General features: G+C 62.7%; 13 protein-coding genes and 2 pseudogenes. 6 read left to right on the top strand and 9 right to left on the bottom strand.

Annotated features, from left to right (window positions below; translation table 11 throughout):
• The first annotated feature begins 339 nt into the window (after nucleotides 1-339).
• From ACQQ2Q_RS18190 to ACQQ2Q_RS18170, 5 genes are read left to right on the top strand one after another with little or no spacing between them, the layout of a single operon-like run.
• Nucleotides 340-1,542, top strand: a complete 1,203-nt coding sequence (locus tag ACQQ2Q_RS18190; protein WP_428188548.1) for an MFS transporter — start codon at nucleotides 340-342, stop codon at nucleotides 1,540-1,542.
• Complete coding sequence (locus ACQQ2Q_RS18185) at nucleotides 1,539-3,266, top strand: ABC transporter ATP-binding protein/permease (RefSeq protein WP_428188547.1); 1,728 nt, start codon at nucleotides 1,539-1,541, stop codon at nucleotides 3,264-3,266. Before ACQQ2Q_RS18190 ends, ACQQ2Q_RS18185 begins: the two co-directional genes overlap by 4 nt.
• Nucleotides 3,263-5,023 carry an ABC transporter ATP-binding protein gene (locus ACQQ2Q_RS18180; RefSeq protein ID WP_428188546.1) on the top strand — a complete coding sequence of 587 codons (1,761 nt, stop codon included), beginning with the start codon at nucleotides 3,263-3,265 and terminating at the stop codon, nucleotides 5,021-5,023. Before ACQQ2Q_RS18185 ends, ACQQ2Q_RS18180 begins: the two co-directional genes overlap by 4 nt.
• The gene (locus tag ACQQ2Q_RS18175) at nucleotides 5,020-5,457 is read left to right on the top strand and encodes a hypothetical protein (RefSeq protein WP_428188545.1); all 438 of its coding nucleotides are present in this window, start codon (nucleotides 5,020-5,022) and stop codon (nucleotides 5,455-5,457) included. The genes ACQQ2Q_RS18180 and ACQQ2Q_RS18175 overlap by 4 nt, the downstream gene beginning before the upstream one ends.
• Before the next feature lie 21 nt (nucleotides 5,458-5,478).
• Nucleotides 5,479-6,090 (top strand): TetR/AcrR family transcriptional regulator, encoded by a 612-nt coding sequence (locus ACQQ2Q_RS18170; RefSeq protein WP_428188544.1) that lies wholly within the window; start codon nucleotides 5,479-5,481, stop codon nucleotides 6,088-6,090.
• 78 nt (nucleotides 6,091-6,168) lie between these two features.
• Here ACQQ2Q_RS18170 and ACQQ2Q_RS18165 read toward each other — a convergent pair whose 3' ends face one another.
• The 7 genes from ACQQ2Q_RS18165 to ACQQ2Q_RS18135 form a co-directional block, all read right to left on the bottom strand.
• Complete coding sequence (locus tag ACQQ2Q_RS18165) at nucleotides 6,169-7,470, bottom strand: TRAP transporter large permease (protein ID WP_428188543.1); 1,302 nt, start codon at nucleotides 7,468-7,470, stop codon at nucleotides 6,169-6,171.
• Nucleotides 7,467-7,988, bottom strand: coding sequence for a TRAP transporter small permease (locus ACQQ2Q_RS18160; protein WP_428188542.1), 522 nt, complete (start codon nucleotides 7,986-7,988; stop codon nucleotides 7,467-7,469). Before ACQQ2Q_RS18160 ends, ACQQ2Q_RS18165 begins: the two co-directional genes overlap by 4 nt.
• A gap of 64 nt (nucleotides 7,989-8,052) precedes the next feature.
• Complete coding sequence (locus ACQQ2Q_RS18155; protein WP_428188541.1) at nucleotides 8,053-9,054, bottom strand: TRAP transporter substrate-binding protein; 1,002 nt, start codon at nucleotides 9,052-9,054, stop codon at nucleotides 8,053-8,055.
• A 118-nt stretch (nucleotides 9,055-9,172) separates the two neighbouring features.
• A complete protein-coding gene (locus ACQQ2Q_RS18150; RefSeq protein ID WP_428188540.1) occupies nucleotides 9,173-10,018 on the bottom strand; it encodes a fumarylacetoacetate hydrolase family protein in 846 nt (281 codons plus the stop codon).
• A gap of 95 nt (nucleotides 10,019-10,113) precedes the next feature.
• Entirely contained in the window at nucleotides 10,114-11,691 is a 1,578-nt protein-coding gene (locus ACQQ2Q_RS18145; protein WP_428188539.1) for a bifunctional 3-(3-hydroxy-phenyl)propionate/3-hydroxycinnamic acid hydroxylase, read from the bottom strand.
• Between the two features lie 37 nt (nucleotides 11,692-11,728).
• Entirely contained in the window at nucleotides 11,729-12,622 is an 894-nt protein-coding gene (locus ACQQ2Q_RS18140; protein ID WP_428188538.1) for a VOC family protein, read from the bottom strand.
• On the bottom strand, nucleotides 12,622-13,680 hold the full coding sequence (locus ACQQ2Q_RS18135) for an amidohydrolase family protein (protein WP_428188537.1): 1,059 nt from the start codon (nucleotides 13,678-13,680) through the stop codon (nucleotides 12,622-12,624). The genes ACQQ2Q_RS18140 and ACQQ2Q_RS18135 overlap by 1 nt, the downstream gene beginning before the upstream one ends.
• 125 nt (nucleotides 13,681-13,805) lie before the next feature.
• Here ACQQ2Q_RS18135 and ACQQ2Q_RS18130 point away from each other — a divergent pair, with 125 nt between their 5' ends.
• Nucleotides 13,806-14,495, top strand: coding sequence for a GntR family transcriptional regulator (locus ACQQ2Q_RS18130; protein WP_428188536.1), 690 nt, complete (start codon nucleotides 13,806-13,808; stop codon nucleotides 14,493-14,495).
• A 239-nt stretch (nucleotides 14,496-14,734) separates the two neighbouring features.
• Here the strand turns inward: ACQQ2Q_RS18130 and ACQQ2Q_RS18125 are convergent.
• A pseudogene (locus ACQQ2Q_RS18125) lies at nucleotides 14,735-15,098 on the bottom strand (IS6 family transposase); the annotation flags it as partial.
• 271 nt (nucleotides 15,099-15,369) lie between these two features.
• Nucleotides 15,370-15,488: pseudogene (locus ACQQ2Q_RS18120) on the bottom strand (IS630 family transposase); the annotation flags it as partial.

Below are 15,488 nucleotides of genomic sequence, written 5' to 3'. Positions count from 1 at the left end.
TCGAAGCGGCAAAGTCCATGCCTAGGTCCGACATACGGTTAAGCTCGAAATTTCCGACCTGCCCCTTCCCGATCACTGGCCTTTACGGCGATGCCGCGGTTGCTGGTTACGCTGCCCCGGAAGCCACTCGTAGGCGCGAGGAGCCAACCTCCTGTTGATCTGACCGCGATGCAAGGCAGACGAGGGACAGGAAGAGCAAAACGTCGCAGTACATATTTATTGACTGACCGACAGTCATTTTGATACATCCAAGCGAGAGCTGTTTTACCCTTAGCGATGTACACACGCACGCAATCCGGATTTGCCAATCAGAATAAACCCTTGCCCGAAAGCACCCCCATGCCCGTTTCCATCCCCGAAAGACGTTCCAAGACCGTCAACCAGACGATCGTGACGATTGCCTTCGTCTTTGTGTGCCTGAACCTCAGGATCGTCTATGGCGGCGTCGGACCGCTGCTTCCCTATATGCAGCTCGAGCCGCTCGCGATGAGTGCGCTGACGGCGCTTCCGCCACTGTGCATGGGGTTGTTTGCGGCCCTCGGCGCCACTTTTGCGCGGCGCTTCGGCGAGGAACGCGCCCTGTTCCTGTCGATTGCCATCCTCACCATCGGCGTCCTGATCCGCTCCTTTGGTGTCAGCGGGCTTCTCGCCGGAACAGTCGTTGCCAGCATCGGCATCGCCGCGCTCAACGTTCTGACGCCCGTATTCGTCCGGCAGAATTTCGCCGCCAGCCAGATCGGCGTGATGATGGGCATCTACGCCATGATGATGGGGCTTGGCGGTGGCCTGATGGCGGCGCTCGCCGTTCCGCTCTACCATGCGGCAGGCGGTTCCTGGCCGATTGCTCTGGGAAGTGCTGCGATCCCGGCGGTCGTCGCACTGCTGGCGCTGGTTCCCCTTTTGGGCTCTACCAACAAGCCAAAGACCCTCGATCGTCCGGCGCAGCCATGGCACTGGCTGCTGAGCCATCCCTCGGCCTGGAGCATCACGGGCTTTTTCGGCATCCATTGCCTGGTCTTCTACATCGCCCTGTCCTTGCTGCCGGCAATCTATGTCGACAAGGGTGCAACGCCTGCAGAAGGCGGGATCTATCTGGCCCTCAGCATGATCGGCATTGCGGTCGGCGGTTTTGTGGGTCCGACCTTGGCCGCCCGCAAGCGCGATCATCGCCCGCATATCCTTGCCAGCGTCGTGCTGTGCATCATCGGCTTTCTCGGCGTCCTGCTGGCACCGGCCGCAACCGGCCCGCTCTGGGCGATCATTCTCGGATCGGGGATGGGCGCAGGCCTTGCCCTTCCCGGCGTGCTCTATGCCAAGCGTACCGCCGATCGCCACCACATGGCGCAGCTGTCCGGCATGGTGCAAACCTTCGGCTATCTGATCGCCGCGACGGGGCCGCTCATTGCCACCGCGCTGCATGGCTGGAGCGGCGGCTGGACCTGGCCGCTCGCCTTCGTCCTCGCCCTGCTCGTCCTCAATGGTTTCATTGGCCTGCGCGGCGGACGCGATCACCTTATCGGCAGCGAGGGACGCACCTCATGAAGCCCCTTCCAGCCGTCGCAACAGCCCGACTGAAGCGCCGCATGATTGCAAGCACGGCGACGGGCCTTGCCATCACCACCTGCCATGTGTTGCAGGGCGTTTGCCTCGCTGGGCTGATCGGGTCCCTTCTCACGGGGGCTCAATCATCCGCTGCAGTGTCGCCGCTCATCTGGCTGGCAGCCTTTGCCGCCATTATCCTCTTAAGGGGCGCTCTGCTCTGGAGCGCGGAGGTCATCGCGCAGTCAACCGCGCAGGCCACCAAGGAAGACCTGCGGCGACGGCTGCTCAGCCATCTCATCGATCTCGGCCCCGGCGTGACGCTGCGGCGGCAAACCGGTGACCTGCAGGCCACCATTGTCGGCGGGGTCGAGGCGGTGGAGAGCTATTACAGCCGTTATTTGCCGGCCATCGCCATTGCCGTCATCGGCTGCGCCGGCGTGCTCGCTCTGCTGGCGTGGGTCGATTGGCCCTCGGCGCTGCTGCTGGCTGTTTTCGTTGTGGCTTATCCGCTGCTGGATCGTTTCTGGATGCGCTGGCAGATGCCAGCCGTCTCCGGTGTCTTTGCAGCGATGGGGGCCTTCGGCGCCGAATTTCTCGATGCCTTGCAAGGCATGCTGACGCTCAAGGCCTTCAATGCCTCTGATGCCTGGCGGCAGCGGCTCGCCACGCGCGCCACGACGCTTGCCGAGGAATCGATCCGGGCGGCGGCGGTGACGATGATGCGCACCGGCGTCACCGGGTTCGTGACGCTGACGGGCATGGCGCTGGTGGTGTCGGTCGATGCCTGGCGGGTGGCTTCGGGCGAATTGACGCCGTTTGCGCTGTTTCTGGCGCTCTTCCTGGCCCGCGAGGCGTTCCGGCCGCTCGACCGGCTGGAAAAGGAGTTTCACACCGCCTGGGCAGCCGGTGGCGCGATGGAAGCGATCCGCGATCTGCTGGCGCTTACGCCCCCGGTCCATGAGCCACGAAGCCCAGCGTCGCGTCCGACCGCAACCGACATCACCTTCGATGCGGTCGACTTCTCCTATGAGGCCAGCGAAGCACGCGCCCTTTCCTCGGTTTCGTTTACGGTCAGGCAAAATGAATTTGTCGCCATCGTCGGCCCCTCGGGCGCCGGCAAATCGACAATCGCCATGCTGCTGCCCCGTTTCTTCGATCCGACAAGGGGCGTGATCCGCATCGGTGGCACGGATATCCGCGCCCTGCCACTCGCGATGTTGCGGGCGCTGATCGGTGTCGTCTCGCAGGACACGGTGCTGTTTAACGGCACCATCGCTGACAATCTGCGCATGGCCAAGCCGGAGGCGACCGATGCCGAACTGCGCGCAGCGATAGAGGCCGCCCATCTCGGCTCCTTCATCGACAGCCTGCCGCAAGGGCTCGCCACGCCACTCAGTGAACGCGGCACCGGCCTTTCAGGCGGACAGCGTCAGCGGCTCGCCATTGCCCGCGCCCTGTTGAAGGACGCGCCAATCCTCGTTCTCGACGAGGCGACCTCAAATGTCGATCCGGCGAGCGAGAAGGCCATCCAGGCGGCGATTGATGGCTTCAGCGGTCGTCGCACACTGATTGTCATCGCCCATCGGCTTTCGACCATTGCCGCCGCCGACCGGGTGCTCGTGTTCGACAGTGGCCGGCTGGTCGAGGATGGAAATCTGCAGCACCTGATGGCTTCCGGCGGTGCCTTTGCCCGGCTGGCCTCAACGGAAGGAGACACCCTGTGACCGATATCCCCTTATCATCATCGCCGGGCGCTCCGGGCCTCTTCGGCCTGCTGCCCCTTATCAAGGGCGACCGGCGCCTCAAGCTGCTCCTGACGCTCTGCTCGGGCATCCTCGCGCAAGGCGGAACCCTCGCCACCATGGCGACCCTGGCCTTTATCGCCGGACGGGCCGTCAGCGGCAGCGCAGTGGAAAGCCTTGTTCCCGCCTTCATCCTGTTGGCAGTCGTCGTACCCGTCGCAGCGGCCGGGCGCTGGTGGCAGGCCCATATCTCGCACGATTTTGCCTTCACGCTGATCGGGGACCTGCAACTCGGCATCTATGACGGGCTGGAACGCGCGGCACCCGCCGCGATCCTCGGGCGACGGACGGGCGAGCTCGCCTCGGTCGCCACCGGCGATGCCGAACTGATGGAAGCGTTTTATGCCCATACGCTGGCCGACTATGTCGGTGCGGTGATCGTGCCTCTGGCGGCACTCGTCGGGCTCGTCTTCATCCATCCGCTGGCAGCGCTGACGCTCGCGCCCTTCCTGCTGCTGGTCGCCTCCATTCCCGCCTGGCTGTCGCGCCGTGCCGGGCGACAGGGCGAGAAGGTGCTGGGTGAGCTGGGCCATCTCAACGCCGAGACGGTCGAGTTCATTCAGAGCCAGCGCGAACTGGCGCTGTTCGGGCGCAGTCGTGATGCACTGGCAAAACTGATGGCGCAGACAGGGGCTCTCGGGGTGGCGCAGCGACGCTACGGCTCGCGCGCAGGTCTCGAATATGCGGCCATCGATGCCCTGACCGCGCTGGCCGTTCTGGCGGCAGCGCTTGTCGGCCTGTTTCTGGTCGAAAGCGGCACACTCAGCCTCCCGCTCCTGCCTCTGGTCATCATTCTGTCCGGCGGCGCACTCGCGCCCATCGCCGAGGTTACGCAGACCGCGCGCAAGCTCGGCGAACTGAAAGCAGGTGCGCGGCGCATTCTCGAAATCTTCCACCAGAAGCCGCAGATTATCGACAAGGGAACCCACGCCCTCCCCTCCGACACGACGATCCGCTTCGAGGCCGTCGGCTTCGGCTATGGCGGCAAACGCAGCCCGGTCCTCAGCGGCTTTGATTGCACGATCCGACCGGGCGAGACGGTCGCCCTGGTCGGCCGCTCTGGTGCGGGCAAAACGACGGTGGCCAATCTGCTGATGCGGTTCTGGGAGGCCGGACAAGGCCGGATCAGCATTGGCGGGATCGATATCCGCGACCTGCCGCTCACCGACCTGCGAAGACATGTTGCCTATGTTGCGCAGGACATCCACTTGTTCAACCGTTCGGTGGCCGACAATATCCGGCTCGGACAGCCAGATGCCACGCATGCCGAGGTCGAGCGCGCGGCCCGTCTGGCGCAGGCGCACGACTTTATTGCGGCGCTGCCGCAAGCCTATGACACGGTGTGCGGGGAACGTGGCGCGCGGCTGTCCGGCGGCCAGCGCCAGCGCATCGCGATTGCCCGCGCGCTGTTGACCGAGGCGCCGATCCTGCTTCTGGACGAGGCCTCGTCCAATCTCGACACAGAGAATGAACGGGCTTTCCAGAAGGCACTTTCAGGCATTCGCGGCGAAGGACGGACCGTGGTGATGATTGCCCATCGCCCGTCGACGATCCAGAGCGCCGATCGCATTCTCGTGCTTGATGCAGGCCGCCTCGTCGAGGCCGGCACGCATGCGACACTTGCCGTGCCTGGCACATTTTACAGTCAGCTCATGACCCTTGAGGAGTTCCCCGCATGATCCGTCACGATCTCTCGCATTGGCCCCTCGTTCTCTCCACGATGGCGGGCGCTTCCGCCCCTGACGTGCACCAGACCTTTTTCGCCGAATGGTCGGCATGGCTCGATCGCGGCGTCCCTTTCGCCACGCTACGCGTCTTCCAGGATGATGCCTCGCTCGAACGTCCCTCCGGTGGGGCGAAGGAAGCCAAGCTCTGGCTTCAGGAAAACGGCGACAAGATCAGGCAACAGGTGATCGGCATGGCGACCGTGGTGCCCCCGTCACGCTTCGACGAGATGAGCCGCATGAATGCCGAGAAGCTGTTTGGCGTGCCGGCCCGGACCTTTGCGACCGTAGAACCGGCCGTTGCATGGATCGTGGCGCGACTGGAGGACAATGGATTAACGGCGGACACCGCAGCTGTCGGCAAGACGCTGGAATGCCTTTTGGTGTAAAAGATCGCAAAGGCAAATCACATGGAAGCAGCAATGAAGAGCGACACGGCAAAACGACCCCGCACCAAATCGGCCGATATCCGGCGCGAAGAACTGATGGATGCGGCCCAGGCTCTCTTTCTGGAGAAAGGTTTTGCCGCCACCAATGTGAGCGAGATCGTCGAAGGCGCCGATGTCGCCAAGGGCACCTTCTATCTCTACTTCAAGACCAAGGACGATGTGCTGACCGCCCTGCAAATGCGCTTCGTCGAGGGTTTCTGTGACAAGATCGACCTGGCGATGGCGAAGGAATACACCAATTGGCCGTCCCGCATCGACGCTTTTGTGGCGGTCTGTCTCGATACCTATCTCGACGCCATGCCGGTGCATGATCTGGTGTTTCACGAGCATCGGCCAGCAAACCGTGCCATGAAAGCTGACAATCCGGTGATCCCCCGGCTGATGGCTCTGCTGGAGAAAGGCACTGAAGACGAGGCCTGGCAGATCGGCGATCCGCGTCTGACTGCCGTCATGCTGTTCGACGCTTTGCACGGGGCCGTCGATGACCGTCTTGCGTCCGGGAAGACGATCAACCGGGCGCAGCTCTTCCGCACCGTCGCAGACTTTTATCATAATGCCCTGCGCATACGATGAATGAGTCGTTCGAGGGAGTGCAGGAAGCTTAAACTATCCTTCTCACACTATCTCGGCGACAGGTCCGAAGGCCGTTCGTCAGTAGAGCAATCTCGGCAGCCAGAGGGCGATCTGCGGGAAGGCGAACAGCAGCAGGATCAGCGCGAATGGCGCCAGCAGGAAGGGCAGAATTGCCACGTAAAGCTGCTTGATCTTGATCTCTGGCGCCTGCGCCTGGATGATGAACAGGTTCATGCCGACCGGCGGGTGAATGAGACCCAGTTCCACGACGATGACGACGATGATCGCAAACCAGATCGGATCATAGCCGAAGCTCATGACGACCGGCAGGAAGACCGGCACCGTGATCAGCACCATGCCGATGCCTTCGAGGAAGCAGCCCATCAGGATGTAGATGAGAATGATCAGCGCCATGACGGCCCATGGCGCCAGATGCAGCGCCTGGGCGCCGGCAAGCAGCAGATCCGGCAGCTTCGTCTGGACGATGAAGTTTGCGAAGATCGTGGCGCCGATGATGATTGTGAACAGCACGCAGCTGGTGATCACCGTCACCTTCAGCGCATGGGTCAGCCCCTGCCAGGTCAGCCGGCGACCGAGAAAGCCAAGCAGGATGGCGCCGAAGGCGCCGACGGCCGCGGCCTCGTTCGGAGAGAAGACGCCGGCATAGATCCCGCCGATCGTCGCGATGAACAGCGCGAGGAACTGCCACGGGTCCTTCAGCGCCAGCAAGCGGGCCTTGAGGCTGGCCGGCGGGTCGACCGGCACATTGTCCTTCTGCCGCCGGGCGACGATCAGGGCAACGAGAATGTAGAGCAGCATCAACAGGATGCCCGGCAACAGTGCAGCGGCAAACAGTTGCGGCAGGGGTTGTTCGGAGATCGCCGCATAGATGACCAGAATGATCGACGGCGGGATGAGGATGCCGAGACTGCCGCCGGCGGCAACCGATGCGGTGGCAAGGCCGTCGTCATAGCCGGCTTCGCGCATTTCCGGCAGCGAAATCCGCGTCATGGTCGCGGCGGTCGCCACCGACGATCCGCACACGGCGCCAAACGCGCCGGACGCGCCGATCGTCGCCACGGCCAGACCGCCGGGAATGCCGGAGAGAATGACGCGAGCCGCCTTGAAGAGTTCGGCAGAGAGACGGCTGTTCGTTGCCACCTCGCCCATCAGGATAAACAGGGGAATGACCGAAAGGCCATAATTGGAGGCCGTATCGAAGGCGTTGGTTCCGGTGACAGCCGCCGCCACCGACAGGCGTGAGAGCAAGGTGTTGCCGGCGATGCCGCAGATCAGAAGGGCAAGCCAGACCGGCATCCTCAGGAACAGGATGCCGAACATGAAGATGACGACGAACAGACCGATCAGCGAGGCACTCATAGCGCACCCTCGCCTTCCACCGACCCCACGTCCGGGGTTCCTGCCCCGAAGAGGACCGCAATCGCTGCAATGATGCTGTTGAAGAGGCCGAACAGCGCCAGGACCCAGATGATCCAGACCGGGAAGTTTAGTTCTAGCTTCATGTCGCCGAAGTCATAGGCGTCACGCGCCGGCTTCAGCATCGACCAGAAGATGAAGCAGAGTATGACGACGGCGGCAATCGCCGCCACGGCCTTCATGACCCGGACCAGTTTTTCGGGCACGAGGCCGTCGATCAGATCGATGACGATCTGGTGGCCCTCCAGGATCACTGCGGGCAGCGCGAAATAGATGCTGACCAGCAGGCAGATCTCGACGGTGTCATAGGAGCCGCGGATCGGCGCGTTGAACACGTAGCGCATGAAGACATCGGCCACGGTGGTGAGCATCATCGCCACAAGCGCAAGGATGGGGATGACGAGCAGCAGGCGAAAATACCGCTCCAGAAGCCGGGAAAATCCGGCTGACGACAGTGACATTAGCTGAGCCTCCTCGCGCAGTATCGAACCGCGCCGCCCGATCGGGGCGACGCGGTGTGTCATGTTACTTCGTATAGGCTTCGATGAAAGCGCTGCCGGGCTTTCCGTCGGCATCCAGAGCGTCGACGGCGTTCTTCACGATCGGCTCGACGGCCTGCTTGAACGGCGCCAGCTGCGCGTCCGTCAGGGTTTCGATCTTGACGTTGTTGTCGACCATGTACTGGCGACCGTCCGCCTCGCTCGCATCCCAGCGGCGCCCGAAAGCCTCGGCGCGGGCGGGGCCCGTCGTTTCCTCGATCAGCTTCTGGTCGTCGGCGCTCAAGCCGTCGAAGACCGACTGGTTCATGACCAGAGCGAAGGTGGCGGACGCGAGACCCGGTTCGAGCGAATACTTCACGACGGAGCCAAGATTGAAGGACTTCGTCGCTTCATAGGGGAACATCGCGCCATCGGCGACACCCTTTGAGAGCGCGTCGACCGTTTCACCCGGCGGGATCGGCAGCGGTGCGGCGCCGAAGGCTTCCAGCATTTCCTGGAACACCTTGCCGGCATAGCGCACGCGCAGACCCTTGACGTCGGCGACCGTCGTCACATCCGTCTTGGTAGTGTGCAGCTTCAAAGGCGGCGTGACGGCCATCCAGAGGATCTTCGTCTCCGGATGCTCGGCAGCCAGATATTCCGGTGCCAGTTCCGTCAAGCGGCGCGACATGATCTCGCTGGTCTTGCCGGTCGACGGGAAGGTCAGCGGCTGCCCGGCCAGTTCCGTCATCGGAAAGCGGCCCGGCGTCGCGCTGTGCAGGATGACGGCGATGTCGGCAACGCCATTCGTGACGAGCTGATACTGGCGGTTCGGCGGGCCGAGCTGCGCGGCCGGGAAGATCTGAAGCGTGAGTTCGCCCTTAGACTTTTCCTTGAGCTCATCGCCCCAGGCCTCTAGCTCCTTCTGCCAGGCATTGTTCGGCGGCAGGAAGCTCGAAACCTTGAGCGTCGTCTGGGCCGACGCCGGCGCCATGCCGGCCAGTAGGAGCGTAATCGCGGCAACGCCGCCTGCGAGATATCTGTTCATTTCATCCTCCCGATGGTCATGAATGGCCGCCAATCGACGGCCGGGGTTGCATTCAGTCGCTTGAACTTGTCTTCCGTCCTCGCGGACCGGCCACATGGCGGCCGGCCGCGTCTGCCGGTCAGGCCTCCTGGCCGATCGGATTCCTCAAGATGCCGAGCTTGTCGATTTCCACCTCGACGATGTCGCCGGGCTTCATCCACAGCGGCGGATTGCGCTTGGCGCCGACACCGCCGGGCGTACCCGTGGCGATCACGTCGCCGGCTTCCAGCCGGGTGAACGACGAGCAGTATTCGATGATGCGCGCGACATCGAAGATCATCATGGCGAACGTGGCGTCCTGAACGACCTCACCATTGAGGCGGGTCTGGATCCGCAGCGGATCGAGATCGCCGAGCTCGTCCGGCGTCATCATCCAGGGGCCGAAGGCGCCCGTATCGGGGAAGTTCTTGCCCGGCGTGAACTGATGGGTATGGCGCTGGAAATCCCGGACGCTGCCGTCATTGTAGATCGAGTAGCCGGCGACATGCTCCAGCGCGTTCTCGCGGCTGATATAGCGGCCTGGCTTGGAAATGATGACCGCCAGCTCGCCTTCGTAATCGAGATCGCTCGACACCTTCGGCCGCACGATCGGCGCCATGTGGCCGATCTGGCTGTTGGCGTAGCGGGCGAAGATGGTCGGATTTTCAACGACGCTGCGGCCGGTCTCCTGGCGGTGCATCTCATAGTTCAGGCCGACACAGAGGATCTTGTCCGGGTTCGGAATGACGGCCAGCCACTCGACGTCGGATGTCGGGTAAGTCGCCGCACCGGTCTTCGCCTCGGCGACGCCCGCGAGGCCGGCAGCAACGGCCTGCTTGAGGTCTCGATAGGTTGCCTTCATCGCCGCGCCGACGTCGTGGAAGGTCTCGCCTTCGACGATGCCCCAGGTCACGCGTCCCGCGATCTTGACGGTGGAAAGTTTCATCTCTCTGTCTCTCCTTGCATGCGGGTCGTCTTGCAAACCCGCGGTCTTGTTCCTGTCGCGAAGCCGCGGGACGCGGCTTCGACGCAAATCCTTCTTCAGGCGAGCTTGCGCTGCAGCTCGCCGAGCTCCGCCACCAGATCCGCCTGCGTACGGGCAGTGGCGAAGACGTAGTGGTCCGGCCGCACCAGCGCGGCCTGCGTTCCATGGCGATCGAACCATCCGGCAAGCACATCGTCCTTCTCAGCCAGGGTGCCGGGCGACGTGCCGTCCGAGCCGGGTGGAACGATGGTCGCGACAGCGAGGCCGATTTCATTGGCAAGCGGCGCGACATCCCGCATCGCGATGTCGCCCCTGCCGTCGACGATCAGCCGCCAGCCGGTGCCGATGAGCGTGTCCAGAAGCCGCTCGCCGTCCGCCTGTCGAATGACGGGTTGGGGAAACAGCGTTCCCCGTGCCGGGCAGGCCGCTGCCGCGAGCAGCCCCTCCTGCAGCGGCGGGACGATCTCCTGCCGCGTGATGGTCGGCGGAGTGCCGCCTCCCTCGGCCAGAATGCGGGCGTCACGCGCATCCGCCTCGGCCGGGTCGCGGATGCAGATCATCTCGCCGATCGCCTTGATCTTGCCGGTCAGTTCGATCACGTGGCGCTTGCGCTCGACCCCGTAGGTGTCGAGCAGGCCGTCGGACGACGTGCCCGTGATCACACGGTCGAGCTTCCAGATGAGGTTGGTGACGTCCCGCAGGCCTTGGCACATGCCCTGGCCGATGAAAGGCGGCTGCTGGTGGGCGGCATCGCCGGCGATGAAGACACGGCCGTCGCGCCATCTTTCGGCGACAAGGGCATGGAACCGATAGGCGGCGGCACGCCAGAGCGTGCCGTCCTCCGGCGTCAGCCAGGGGGACAGAAGCGCCCAGACATTCTCCGGCTTCTCCATCTCGCGCGGGTTTTCACCCGGCAGCAGCATGATTTCCCAGCGGCGGTGGTTCTTCGGCCCCATCACGAAGCTCGTCGGGCGCGCCGGATCGCAGAACTGCGCCGAGGTCTGAGGCAGCTTGGCGAGACCGGCCTCATTGACCTTGACGTCGATGACCAGCCACGGCTCGTCGAAGATCAGATCTTCCAGGCGAATGTCGACGAGCTGGCGAACTGTGCTCGACGCCCCGTCACAGCCGATCAGATAATCGGCCGTCACCGACCGAACCCGGCCGTCGGCGGACTTGAGCTCGGCCGAGACACCGTCCGCATCGTGCGTCAGGCCGATCAGTTCCACGCCGAGGTCGACGTCGACGCAATCGAAGCTCTCCGCGTGATGCCGCATGGCCGCTTCGACCGGCGGCTGGGTGAAAACCATGCTCGGCGTGTAACCGAGCGGATAGGGCTCCGGCACCATGTCGATGCGACGGATCAGCTGGCCCTTGGCACCGAAATGCTGCGAGGCGGTAAACGGCGCGACATGGGGCATGACCTCTTCGGCGATCCCCATATTGTCGAGATGACGGAGAATTTCGTGATCGAGCGCGATGGCGCGCGGCTTGTCGTAGATGTCGGCCAGCCGGTCGATGACCAGCGTGCGGTGGCCGAGCTTGCCCAGAAGGCCTGCGGCCACGGCGCCGGCGGGGCCAAAGCCCACAACCAGGACGGTGTAATGATCGGTTTTTGCTTTGTCGTTCGTCACGGAAAACTGCCTGCTCAAAACTGTCGTGATGATTGATTCATGGACCCGCGAAAGACACGGACACCTGTGCCTTCTTGCAGTCGTCGCTCTTGGGCGGGGCAATGCCCCAGTGGTCGGTTCGTCCGGGCGGCCAGACCCATTCGGACGGCCCGCGGAAGCGGTAATTGTCGTCGACCTGCAGAACCTCGGCGGTGTATTCGATGACCACGCCGGTCGGATCGACGAAATAGGCAAAGACATTGTCGCCCGGGCCATGCCGTCCCACACCCCAGCCGATCGGATAACCGGCATCCTTCACACGACCCGAGCCGCGCATGACGGATTCGAGGTCCGGCATCTGGAAGGCGATATGGTTGAGCCCGTTGACGTCGGCTTCGGCGAGCACCACCGAATGATGGTCGCTGTTGCAGCACAGGAAGGCCATCATCTTCGACCGGTCGGTGAGGCGGAAGCCGAGGGCGGAGCGGTAAAATGAGGTCAGCGCTTCGATGTCGCTGGAATTGATGTTCACATGCGCCAGCCGCAGCGGCACGTTGGGGACGATCCGTTCCTCTTTCGTCTTGTCGCCGAAGACGAATTCAAGCGTCGAGCCCTGCGGCTCACGGACCACGAAACGTTCGCCACCGGCCGGAGAATCAGCGGGACCGAGGGCGCGCAGCAGCGTGCAGCCGGCGGCAACCAGAGTTTCTTCGAGCGTTGCCAGCGCCTCGCGCGACCGGGCGCGGAAGGTGACCTTGCGCAAGAGGGGCGCGTCGCCCGGCTTCAGTTCCAGCACGTGGAAATCGCTGCCGGTGGCGGCCAGAAAGACCTTGCCCTGCTCCCGGGCGACCTCTTCGAGACCCCAGACGCGGGTGTAGAATTCGACGGATCCTTCTAGATCGGGCGTGGACAGTTCCACGCTTCTCAGTCCGGCAAGCGGAAAGTCGGACATCAGGCGGCCTCCTCAAGGTTCAGAAATGCGGCGGCGTTGGCAAAGGCCAGACGATCGCGTGAGCCCGCATCCTCGAACGCGGCCTCAATCCGGGCAAGCGGCGCACGCTCATGGAACTTGAATGGATAATCGGTACCGATCAGAATGCGGTCGTCGCCGAAGATCGTCAGAAGATGGCGCAGGGTCGACTCGTCATAGACGAGTGAATCGACATAGAAGCGCCGGGCCTGATCATAGGGGTCCGCCTGCAGGGCATCGGCGAGCGCCGGGAAGATCTTCCAGCCTTCCCTGAGACGCGGCAGGAGGCTTGCCAGCGTGCCGCCGCCATGGCTGAAGGCGATGCGCAGCTTCGGCAGCTTCATCAGGAGGTTGGACGTGATGCAGGATGCCGCTGCCAGTCCGACATCGGTCGGATAGGCAAGCACCTGCTGCAACTGACCGGGACCGACGAGGCGATCCATGCCGGCCGGGCGCACGGCGTGCACGAAGACAGCCGCGCCGAGCCTCTCCGCTTCCTCGAAGAAGGGCAGGAAACGCGGATCGCCGATCGGCACGCCGTTGACATTGCTACCGATCTCGACGCCCGCAAATCCGAGCATTTCGACGACGCGCCGCAGTTCGGCGATGGCGAGGTCGAGCGACTGGAGGGGAACTGCGGCGAGGCCCGCAAAGCGGCCCCTGCCCTCCGCCACCATGCCGGCGATCACGTCATTGATATAGCGAAGCAGATCATCGGCCGGCCGAGGATCCATCCAGTAGCTAAACAGTTCCGGCATCGGAGAAAGCGCCTGCACGCCGATGCCGGCCTTATCCATGTCGGCGATCCGTCGCTCGACCGACCAGCAGGCATCGCTGACGGTCCGGTAGTTCTTTCCATCGACGACCATGGTGCGGTGGCAGCCATCGGCAGGCTGCATCGAGGGCCATGATTTCGGGACGGCGTCTCCGGCGAAGCGGGGAAAGTCATAGGGAACGACATGTGCATGAACGTCCAGGCCGCAACACGCGCAGCTGCGACCGAAGGCAAATTTCCTGTTTTGACGCGCATTGCCGTCCACGGCCGATCCTCCCTTTGCATCTTTGGAATAAAATACAAAATAAGTTCTGTAAATATGAAATTTATAAATTTTCTATTTCTAGCGATTGATGTATATGAAATTGAGAGCAACCGCACGAGACAACCATGCGCCAGGACACGATCGAGAAATCCGCGGAAGCCCCGGCCACCCGGGCGACGGGCATCTATGAACGCCTGAAGGCCGACATCCTGTCCGCGGAGCTCGAGCCCGGCCGCAAATTACAGCTGCGCTTTCTCACCGAGCATTACGGGTCCGGCCAGACGCCGATCCGCGAGGCGCTGAACCGACTGGCGAGCGAGGAACTGGTGATCGGCAAGGAGCAGCGCGGCTTTTTCGTCAAGCCGATCAGCCTCGATGAATTGCAGGAACTGACGAAGACGCGTTGCTGGGTCGAGGGGATCGCGCTGAGTGAATCCATCCAGCGGACAACGGCGGACTGGGAAGAGGCGCTGCTGATTGCCCATCACCGGCTCGACCGGACGCCGCGCTCACTCGATCCGGAAAATTTCAAGGACAATCCCGAATGGGAGCGGCATCATCGCCGCTTCCATGCGCTGCTCATCGGAAATTGCGGCTCCAAGCCATTGATCGGATTTTGCGAACAGCTGGCGGACCGTCTCTACCGCTACCGCGCCCTGTCGATCCGCAAGGCGTTCAGGGTCCGCAAGGTCAGCGACGAACATGCCCAGATCTTCAAGGCCGCCATCGAGAGGCGGACGCAAGACGCGGTCGCACTCCTGCAGAACCACTACCGCCGCACGGCCGACATCATCTGCGCCGACCTCGGCGAATAAGGCCGGCGGGATTCATCGCCGGCCTTCTGGAGCAGAACGGATAGTGCTGCTGGGATTCCTCGATCGACACCCAGCGCACGGCGGTGAATTCCGCAATGCCGGCATTGCCAAATTAATTATGTTGGTCGCGGGTCGCCGAGGCGTTCGTTTTTCAAACTGCCATTTCTGCCGTGTAGTCGGACCACAGGCAGAAGGCATCTGCTCTTGCGTGTCGATATGAGAAAACGGAGAGGTTGTAAACGCTTGGCAGCTTTGGTGTTACGGCGAGGTTGAACCAGGATATCAAGAACATCGCCGTCCGCATCGATTTCCCGCCTGAGCCAGAATTTGCTATCCGCCGATCGTGATGTCAGCCTCATCCATATGCCACGTGTCGTTCGGCTTGCGTTGGTCTATGCTAATACATGCGGCAAAATGACGACCAAAGCGATTGATCCAAAGACGAACCGTTTCCCGGCTGACAATGACGCCGCGCTCGGCCAGAAGTTCCTTTCCATCGGCTGTACTTAGGGCAAACCGAAGATAGGCCCAGACCGAATAGGCGATAACCTCACACGGAAAACGAAACCCCTTCAGACGGGGAGTTGAGCTCGATAATTTAATCCTCTCCCGATACCCGAAATGCGGCGGTCAAACAACTTGGCAATGCCAATGGCATCCATGCATATAGAGGGCGGCCATATATGGCAGGCATCCAAAAAGGCTATGACAAACGAACTTTGGTCGAAGTCGCGATGGGCCGATTTCAGGTCATCCTTGGCCACGGCTACGCATCTGGTCACTCCTCGCTCAACAGACGGGAGCCACCATCGGCTGACCCATTTTCAACCAAATGCTCGCCTGCGAGCCCCGAAAGTCGTTTGTTGGCAAGCTGCTAGTGGATTGATTCCAACGTTTGGTGCCCGCGTTTAACAGCCGCGATTATCTCGTCGGGGTCTGCCTTCCACACGAACGGCTTTGGCTCGGTATTGTGCTCTTTGACAAAGCGGTTGA

Source organism: Agrobacterium sp. ES01, assembly GCF_050320885.1.
Lineage (GTDB): Bacteria > Pseudomonadota > Alphaproteobacteria > Rhizobiales > Rhizobiaceae > Allorhizobium.
Note: the sequence above shows the minus strand (reverse complement) of the source record. Positions and strands in the feature narration are given on the sequence as shown.

What these genes read in the sequence shown, in the direction of transcription:
- ACQQ2Q_RS18165 (WP_428188543.1), bottom strand. Translation starts at nt 7,470, where the DNA reads ATGAGTGCCTCGCTGATCGGTCTGTTCGTCGTCATCTTCATGTTCGGC.
- ACQQ2Q_RS18155 (WP_428188541.1), bottom strand. Translation starts at nt 9,054, where the DNA reads ATGAACAGATATCTCGCAGGCGGCGTTGCCGCGATTACGCTCCTACTG.
- ACQQ2Q_RS18140 (WP_428188538.1), bottom strand. Translation starts at nt 12,622, where the DNA reads ATGTCCGACTTTCCGCTTGCCGGACTGAGAAGCGTGGAACTGTCCACG.
- ACQQ2Q_RS18130 (WP_428188536.1), top strand. Translation starts at nt 13,806, where the DNA reads ATGCGCCAGGACACGATCGAGAAATCCGCGGAAGCCCCGGCCACCCGG.
- ACQQ2Q_RS18190 (WP_428188548.1), top strand. Translation starts at nt 340, where the DNA reads ATGCCCGTTTCCATCCCCGAAAGACGTTCCAAGACCGTCAACCAGACG.
- ACQQ2Q_RS18170 (WP_428188544.1), top strand. Translation starts at nt 5,479, where the DNA reads ATGGAAGCAGCAATGAAGAGCGACACGGCAAAACGACCCCGCACCAAA.
- ACQQ2Q_RS18185 (WP_428188547.1), top strand. Translation starts at nt 1,539, where the DNA reads ATGAAGCCCCTTCCAGCCGTCGCAACAGCCCGACTGAAGCGCCGCATG.
- ACQQ2Q_RS18160 (WP_428188542.1), bottom strand. Translation starts at nt 7,988, where the DNA reads ATGTCACTGTCGTCAGCCGGATTTTCCCGGCTTCTGGAGCGGTATTTT.
- ACQQ2Q_RS18175 (WP_428188545.1), top strand. Translation starts at nt 5,020, where the DNA reads ATGATCCGTCACGATCTCTCGCATTGGCCCCTCGTTCTCTCCACGATG.
- ACQQ2Q_RS18150 (WP_428188540.1), bottom strand. Translation starts at nt 10,018, where the DNA reads ATGAAACTTTCCACCGTCAAGATCGCGGGACGCGTGACCTGGGGCATC.